Consider the following 4,074-nt stretch of genomic DNA (forward strand, 5'->3'; position numbering starts at 1 on the left):
ATAGGCGCGGCCGCGGCGCTCGCCGCTATCGGCGGCGGGGAGCGCGGTCAGCTGGGCGGCGGGCATCGCATAAGGCGGCCCGAATTCGTCGCGAGCAATGTCGATCAAGTCGGCGACCACTGCTGATGCCGTAGGCCCGTCGCCCGCTCCGGCGCCCTGGAACAGCAGACGCCCAACGAAATTGCCTTCCGCGACGACCGCGTTGAGCGCGCCGGAAACATGTGCAAGCGGGTGGCTGAGCGGGACGAGATGCGCGTGGACGCGCTGGAACAACCCCTTCGACCCGGCCTCGGCGATGCCGACCAGACGGATACGATAGCCCAAAGTCGCGGCCTCGGCGATATCGGCGGCGAGGACGTGGCGGATTCCGCCGGTCGCGACATCGGCGAAAGCGGGGCGCGTACCGAACGCCAGGCTGGCGAGGATCGACAGCTTGTGCGACGCATCGACGCCGTCAATGTCGAAGCTGGGATCGGCCTCCGCGAACCCCAACGCCTGCGCCTCGGCCAGCACGTCGGCGAAGTCGCGACCCTCGGCTTCCATCTTGGTCAGGATGAAATTGCAGGTGCCGTTGAGGATGCCGTAGACCCGGCTGATCTCGTTGGCCGCGGCACCTTCGCGCAGACCCTTGATGACCGGAACGCCGCCGGCCACCGCCGCCTCAAACTTGAGCGGGGCACTGGCGGCCTCCGCCGCTTCGGCGAGTTCCAGCCCGTGATGCGCCATCATCGCTTTGTTGGCGGTGACCAGCCCCTTGCCGCCGGCGAGCGTGGCGCGCGCCAGCGTCAGCGCCGGGCCGTCCGATCCGCCGATCAGCTCGACCACCACATCGGCGTCCTCGCGATGCGCCAGCGCCGCGGTGTCGTCGACCCAGTCGAACCGTTCGATATCGACCCCGCGGTCCTTGGCGCGATCGCGAGCGGACACCGCGACGATCTCGATCGGCCGGCCCGCGCGCCGGGCGATGAGCTCGCCATTGACGTCGAGGAGTTTGATCACGCCGGCACCGACGGTGCCAAGGCCTGCGAGCGCAACGCGGAGCGGGGAAGTCGAAGTCATCGCTTTCCCGCGTAGAGGAACTGTGCCGCTCGCCGCAAGCGTTCGCGGCGTATTGGATCGGTCGAAAAAGTCGCGAACGCCCTAGATGCGCGTTCCGGCGATGCCGAGCGCGTTGGCCAAAGCGGCGCGGCGCAGCACCACGCTGGACGGACCGGGCACGCGCGATCCCGCCAGGCAGCCGGCGAATACCGGGTCGAGCCGCCGCGCGGCGGCGAGCGACAGATCGGAGCCGAGCGGCGCGCGAACGAAGGTCAGCGCGGTGTTGCGATCGCGCTGGACCACGCAACGCCCGACCGTCGACCACAAGCGTAGCAGGCCGGTCGGGCTTGGCGCCGTCCGCTCCACGCGCGAGACGTCGTCGCGTTCGCCGGCGAACAGATCGGCCGCCGGTCGTGCTATCGCCTCCGGTACCAGCCACGCCGCGCTGGCCAGCAGACCTGCCGCCACGATAAAACGCTGCATCGCCCCCATGCCCCTCATTTGAATTATTGCGCTAGTCCGACGCCAAGCGCGTCGGCAAGTGCCGCGCGGCGAAGCGCCTTGTCGTTCGGCTCGGTTATGCCGCTACCCGCTAGGCAGCGGGCGAACACCGGCTCGAGGCGAGTGCGGGCAAGCTTGGCGCCGTGGCGTCCGCCGACCCAAGCCAAACTCGCTTCGCGATCTTGTCCGCTGACGCACTGGCCCACCGTATTCCATCGGACCATCTGTGCGACCTGCTTGTCATTGGGCGGGGGCATGTAGCGAAGGTTCGTTCCTGCGCCGCTCTGAAACGCACCTTGGCCGGTATAACTGGTATAGGGCGCCCGGAAGCCGGGCTGAGTGCGTTGTGCTCGTTGAGCATGAGCCACTGGAATGGCGGTCAGTGCGGCGACAAGCGCGCCGACAATCAAGGTTTCGCGATACACGATACTTTCCCTTGCCGAACTTCCTCTTGATAGGAAATGAATCTTAGCACGAAACGATCAGGCTTTCACGAGGCCAATTTCGACCAGCCGTTCGTGCAGATAATCGTGCGCGGTGATCGGCGTCGGATAGTGGTTCGGGTTGTCCGCGCTGATGCAGCTCGGCAGCGTCACGATCAGGAATTCCGGATTGGGATGCAGGAAGAACGGCATCGAATAGCGTGAGAAACCGCGCCGTTCGGGCGGCGGGTTGACGACGCGGTGCGTCGTCGACGGCAGGACGTTGTTGGTCAGCCGCTGCAACATGTCGCCCACATTGACCACCATCGCGCCTTCTGGCGGGCGGATCGCCAGCCACTTGCCGTCGCGGTCGAGCAGTTCGAGCCCCGCTTCCTCGGCGCCGAGCAGCAAGGTGATCAGGTTGATGTCCTCATGCGCGCCGGCACGCACGCCCTCGGCATCGGCCGGGATCGGCGGGTAATGGAGCAGCCGCAGGATCGAATTGCCGTGATCGACCACGGTGTCGAAATAATCGGGCGCCAGCTTCAAATGCCGCGCGATCGCCGAGAGCAGGCGGAGGCCGGCGCGGTCGAACGCATTCCACAAATCGGTCAGCGCTTCCTGGAACTCGCCCGGGCGCGACGGCCAGACATTGGGCATCATCGTCGCGGCGGCTGGATGGCCCTCGGGCAAATCGCGCCCGACATGCCAAAATTCCTTGAGGTCGACGTGCTTGGCGTCCTTGGCGATCTCGGTCTTGAACGGTGTATAGCCGCGTTGGCCGCCCCATGCCTTGTCGTAATAACCGCGCTTTTCGTCCTCGGGCAGCGCGAAGAATTGCTCGGTCAGGCTCCAGGCGCGCTGGATCAGCGGTAGCGGAATGCCGTGGTCGGCGACGATCGCGAACCCGAAGCGTTCGAACGACCCGCCGAACGCCGCGGCAAAGGCGGCGGGATCGCGCGCTTCCTCGGCGAGGCTGAGGGCTGGGACCTGGGCGGCGGGGGTGTCTAGCATGTGGTTTGTCCGGAATCTTTTTGCGTTGGTCAGGATGATAGACCCTCGCCACCCGCCCGTCACCCCAGCGCAAGAGCATCGGGTTGAGCATGCCCCGCATGCTCAAGGATCGTCCGGGGGACGATCCGACCCGATGCTGGTCTCGGGCGATTTAGCGGACGCCTGCGGCACCAGACCCCAGCTTTCGCTGGGGTGACGGGGTATTATCCACCCATATCGATCGTGCCGCTCGACTTGGTCGCGCCCTGGTCGCTCAGCTTGAGCGCGAACGGCTTGCCGTCGTCGGTCTTGCCGGTCAGACCGGCGCCGTCGGCGGACAGGGTGAAGCCGGCCTTGCCCAGCCGTTCCTTGAGCCAGTCGCGCACCGTCGCGGCACCGGCCGGACTGGTAAAGGCGACGCGGACCTTACCGGGGTCCTTGCCATTGTCCTTGCCATCGTCGCCGCCGTTGACGTTGATCGAGCTGATCGTCGAGCCGGGATAGAGGTGTACCCCGTTCATCTCGAAATTGCTCGCGTCGACCGAGAATTTGGGCAGCTTCAGATCGGCCTTGAAGCCGTTGGCGTTGATCTTGAGGTTGCCCGAACTGTCGATCCCGCCGGAGACGGCGCCGTCCGAACTGTTGCCGCTGAAGCTGATCGAGGTGCTGTTGCCGTCATGCTCACCACAGGCGGCAAGCGCCAGCGCGGCGGCGGCAAGAGGGGTCAAACGAAGCATGGCGGGCTCCCATAGTGCATTATGTAAATAATACACTCGGGCGCCCGCCGCGCAAGACCGAATAACGCCTCAGCCGTTCATCAATTTGTCCATCGTCTTTTGATGGAGCCAGATATTCATCGTCGCGGTGTCGTTCTGGTCACCGGTATAGCCGAGTTCGGTCGCGAGCTGCTTGCGCGCGTCGAGGCTCGAATCCTGACCGATCGCCTTCATCAGGTCGACGATCGATTCCTTGTAGTTGAGCGGTTCGCCACGCGCTTCGGCATGCTTTTCCAGCACGGCGTAGATCTGATCCTCGCTCAGCGTCGCGGGCGGGGGAGGCGGAGGGGGCGGCGGGGCCGCTGCCTCGGCGGGAGCAGGTGCAGGGGCCGGCGCGGGCGCCG

The 4,074-nt window shown here is 66.0% G+C and carries 6 protein-coding genes; all 6 read right to left on the reverse strand.

Annotated features, from left to right (window positions below; genetic code table 11):
* A partial coding sequence (locus tag SAS01S_RS21605) for a homoserine dehydrogenase (RefSeq protein ID WP_066813239.1) occupies nucleotides 1-1,059 on the reverse strand: 1,059 nt, incomplete at its 3' end.
* Between the two features lie 81 nt (nucleotides 1,060-1,140).
* Entirely contained in the window at nucleotides 1,141-1,521 is a 381-nt protein-coding gene (locus SAS01S_RS21610) for a hypothetical protein (RefSeq protein WP_157082948.1), read from the reverse strand.
* 23 nt (nucleotides 1,522-1,544) lie between these two features.
* Nucleotides 1,545-1,964, reverse strand: coding sequence for a hypothetical protein (locus SAS01S_RS21615; RefSeq protein ID WP_066813242.1), 420 nt, complete (start codon nucleotides 1,962-1,964; stop codon nucleotides 1,545-1,547).
* A 57-nt stretch (nucleotides 1,965-2,021) separates the two neighbouring features.
* Nucleotides 2,022-2,975 carry an isopenicillin N synthase family dioxygenase gene (locus SAS01S_RS21620; protein WP_066813243.1) on the reverse strand — a complete coding sequence of 318 codons (954 nt, stop codon included), beginning with the start codon at nucleotides 2,973-2,975 and terminating at the stop codon, nucleotides 2,022-2,024.
* Nucleotides 2,976-3,178: 203 nt separating this feature from the next.
* A complete protein-coding gene (locus tag SAS01S_RS21625; protein WP_066813244.1) occupies nucleotides 3,179-3,691 on the reverse strand; it encodes a hypothetical protein in 513 nt (170 codons plus the stop codon).
* A gap of 69 nt (nucleotides 3,692-3,760) precedes the next feature.
* Nucleotides 3,761-4,074: DUF3597 domain-containing protein (locus SAS01S_RS21630; protein ID WP_066813247.1), on the reverse strand; the 314-nt coding region annotated here is incomplete at its 5' end.

The sequence above is a fragment of the Sphingomonas asaccharolytica NBRC 15499 genome (assembly GCF_001598355.1).
GTDB classification, from domain to species: domain Bacteria; phylum Pseudomonadota; class Alphaproteobacteria; order Sphingomonadales; family Sphingomonadaceae; genus Sphingomonas; species Sphingomonas asaccharolytica.